The 3,497-nt window shown below is 69.6% G+C and carries 4 protein-coding genes; all 4 read left to right on the forward strand.

Annotated elements, in window-relative coordinates:
• Positions 1 to 226: hypothetical protein (locus JGU66_30080; protein ID MBJ6765033.1), on the forward strand; the 226-nt coding region annotated here is incomplete at its 5' end.
• 271 nt (positions 227 to 497) lie between these two features.
• Positions 498 to 1,742: an HlyD family efflux transporter periplasmic adaptor subunit gene (locus JGU66_30085; protein ID MBJ6765034.1), complete on the forward strand. Its 1,245-nt coding sequence runs from the start codon at positions 498 to 500 to the stop codon at positions 1,740 to 1,742.
• A 68-nt stretch (positions 1,743 to 1,810) separates the two neighbouring features.
• Complete coding sequence (locus JGU66_30090; GenBank protein ID MBJ6765035.1) at positions 1,811 to 2,506, forward strand: ABC transporter ATP-binding protein; 696 nt, start codon at positions 1,811 to 1,813, stop codon at positions 2,504 to 2,506.
• A 104-nt stretch (positions 2,507 to 2,610) separates the two neighbouring features.
• The coding region (locus JGU66_30095; GenBank protein ID MBJ6765036.1) for an ABC transporter permease at positions 2,611 to 3,497 on the forward strand (887 nt) is incomplete at its 3' end.

Consider the following 3,497-nt stretch of genomic DNA (forward strand, 5'->3'; position numbering starts at 1 on the left):
AGGCACGAAGCTCTACATCGCCTACTACCAGGAGGGCCTGCGGGTGTTGGATGTCGCCAACCCCACCCAGCCCCGCGAGATTGCCCGCTACGCCACCTACCGGGACACGGACCCCTTCCGAATCGGAGACTTCTTCGAGGGCGCCATCGGCATCCGCATCCCGGGCGATGGCTTCGTCTACCTGGTGGACACCTCGCGCGGACTGCTCGTGTTCAAGGAGCTGTGAGCCCCAGGCGCGCCGCGCGACGCGGGGTCGCGCGGCGCTGCCCCCCGAGGGTCCTCCTCATGGGGCGGTGAAATTCGAGGGAAGAGCGACAGGCTGGGGATTTCTTTGGCGCGGGAGCATCGGCTCGGGGCCTCGCACTGCCATGTCCGTTCCTGGGACACGACTTCGCGGAAGTGGGCAGTGGTTGGGCGGGCGGTCCCGACAGTCCTCGTGATTCCGAGGATTTGGGCGACGAAATGCAATTGGCACGGGGCTCGCTCTTAGTGAGGACGTGGACATTCCCAAAGCTCGCAAGACACGTCGCGCCCCCTGGATCCTCGCCGTGGTCGGGGCACTGGCTCTCATCGGGGTGACGGTGGGGCTGGCTCGGCTCCGCCCTGCGGCGCCCACGGTGGAGAAGGCCTCGGTATGGCTGGACACGGTGAAGCGCGGCCCCATGGTGCGGCAGGTGAAGGGCGCCGGCACGCTGGTGCCCGAGTACATCCGGTGGCTGACGGCTGACACCGCGGGCCGCGTGGAGCGCATCCACGTGAAGCCCGGCGCGCAGGTGAAGGCAGACACGCTCCTCATGGAGCTGTCCAACCCGGACGTGCAGCTCCAGGCCCTGGAGGCCGAGCGCCAGCTCGCCAGCGCCCTGTCGGACTTCCTCAAGCTGCGCACGGAGCTGGAGACGGAGCGGCTGGCGCAGGAGGCCGCGGTCACCACGCTCGTCGCGGACAGCGCGGACGCCCAGCGCCGGGCCCAGGCCAGCTCCTCGCTCCACCAGAAGGAACTCATCGGTGAGCTGGAGGCGCGTCAGGTGAAGGAGAAGTCCGGCGAGCTGGAGCAGCGCCTGGACCTGGAGCGCAAGCGATTGGGCGTGGTGTCGTCGAGCATCCGCGAGCGGCTGGCGGCGCAGCAGAGCCAGGTGGACCGCCTGCAGGCCGTGGCGCGCTTCCGCCGCGCGCAGGTGGAGTCGATGAAGGTCCGCGCCGGCGAGGACGGCATCCTCCAGGAGCTGCCGCTGGAGCTGGGCCAGTGGGTGACGCCCGGCGTGCTGCTGGCGAAGGTGGTGAAGCCCGAGAAGCTCAAGGCCGAGCTGCGCATCGCGGAGACGCAGGCGCGCGACATCCAGCCGGGCCTCAAGGCGCAGGTGGACACGCGCAACGGCGTGGTGGAGGGCACGGTGGCGCGAGTGGCGCCGGCGGCCAGTCAGGGAACCGTGCGCGTGGAGGTGTCCTTGCCGGACACGCTGCCCAAGGGCGCTCGGCCGGACCTGACGGTGGAAGGCACCGTGGAGTTGGAGCGGCTGGGCAACGTGCTGTCCGTGGGACGGCCCGCGGGCGCGCAGCCCAACGCGACGGTGGCGCTGTTCCGGCTGATGCCCGGCGGCGATGAGGCAGTGCGCGTCCCGGTGCAGCTCGGCCGGGGCTCGGTGAATGCCGTGGAGGTCGTCCAGGGCCTCGCGGAAGGCGATCAGGTGGTGCTCTCAGACATGACCGCGTGGGACGCGGTCGAGCGGGTGAGGCTGCGATGATGACGACGACGAATAACAGTGTGCCCGCGCAGGAATCCGAGGGTGCGGTGCTGGCCGGTGGACCGAAGGTGGAAGCAGGCAAGGCCCTCATCCAGTTGGAGGGACTGACCAAGGTCTTCGAGACCGAGGAGGTGGAGACGCACGCGCTCTCCAACATCCACCTCACCGTGCGGCAGAACGAGTGGGTGGCCATCGTGGGCCCCTCGGGCTCGGGCAAGTCCACCCTGCTGGCGGTGCTGGGACTCCTGGACACGGCCACGCGCGGCGCGTACCTGCTGGACGGGCGCAGCGTGCTGGACCTGTCCTCCTCCGACCGCGCGCTCGTGCGCAACCGGCACATCGGGTTCATCTTCCAGAGCTTCAACCTGATTGGCGACCTGACGGTCTTCGAGAACGTGGAGCTGCCGCTCACCTACCGGGGCATGCCCGCGGCGGAGCGCAAGCAGCGGGTGGAGCGCGCGCTGGAGCGCGTGGGCATGGCGCACCGCGCGCGGCACATGCCGGGACAGCTCTCCGGTGGTCAGCAGCAGCGTGTCGCCGTGGCCCGCGCGGTGGCCGGAGACCCCATCATCCTCCTGGCCGACGAGCCCACCGGTAACCTCGACTCGAAGAACGGCGAGGCGGTGATGCAGCTGCTGGGTGAGCTGCACAAGGCGGGCGCCACCATCTGCATGGTGACGCACGACCCGGCGCACGCGCGCGTGGCCACGCGCACCGTCAGCCTCTTCGATGGCCGCGTCGTGCAGGACGAGCAGCGCCGCTAGTTGGCGCCAATGCCGTCCGAGTCGCCCGCGCACCGCGTGGGCGCCGGACGGAGGTGGTGGAGGGGGCGCCAGTGATTGGCGCCCCTTTTCTTGGAGACCCCATGCTGACTTCCCTGAGCCAAGATTTGCGATATGCGCTGCGCACGCTGCGCGGCAACCCCGGATTCGTGTTGGCTGCGGTGCTGGCGCTGGCGCTAGGGATTGGCGCGAACAGCGCGGTCTTCAGCGTAGTGAACGGGGTGCTGCTCACGCCGCCACCGTTCCGCGAGCCCGAGCGGCTCGTCCACCTCTCCAATGACTTCGCCAAGGCGGGCGTTCGGTTCGCGCCCGTGTCGATGCCCGAGTACCGCGACCATCAATCCCTGGCGCGGGTCTTCTCGTCGGTGGCGGCGTATGTCCAAGGCGACCTGACCCTCACGGGGCGGGACACGCCGGTACGGCTCGGCACGACGTTCTCCACCGCGTCGCTCTTCTCCACGCTGGGCGTGACGCCCGCGCTGGGGCGGACGTTCACCGAGGAGGAGGAAGTCCCGGGGCGCGACAAAGTGGTGGTGCTCACGCAGAAGGCGTGGCGTGTGTACTTCGCCGCGGACCCCGCGGTGCTTGGCCGGAGCCTGGTCCTCGATGGAGAGCCCCACACGGTGGTGGGAGTGCTGCCTCCGGGGGTGGCCTATCCCGCGGATACGGACCTCTACCGTCCCTTCGCGCTGTCGCCCGAGGAGACCACGGAGGCGCAGCGAGGAGAGCGCTACCTCTGGATGCTCGGACGGCTGAAGCCGGGCGTGACGCTGGAAGCCGCTCGCCAGGACATGACGCGCGTCATGGCGCTCATGCTGGCGGAGCATCCCAAGTATGGAAACAGCGGCTGGTCCCTCCAGTTGAGGTCCCTGGAGGACTCGGTGGTGGGGGACGTGAGGGGGACGCTGTGGATGCTGCTGGTGGCGGTGGGGTTCGTGCTGCTGGTGGCGTGCTCGAGCGTGGCGAACCTGCT

The sequence above is a fragment of the Myxococcaceae bacterium JPH2 genome, from assembly GCA_016458225.1.
Taxonomy (GTDB): Bacteria; Myxococcota; Myxococcia; order Myxococcales; family Myxococcaceae; genus Citreicoccus.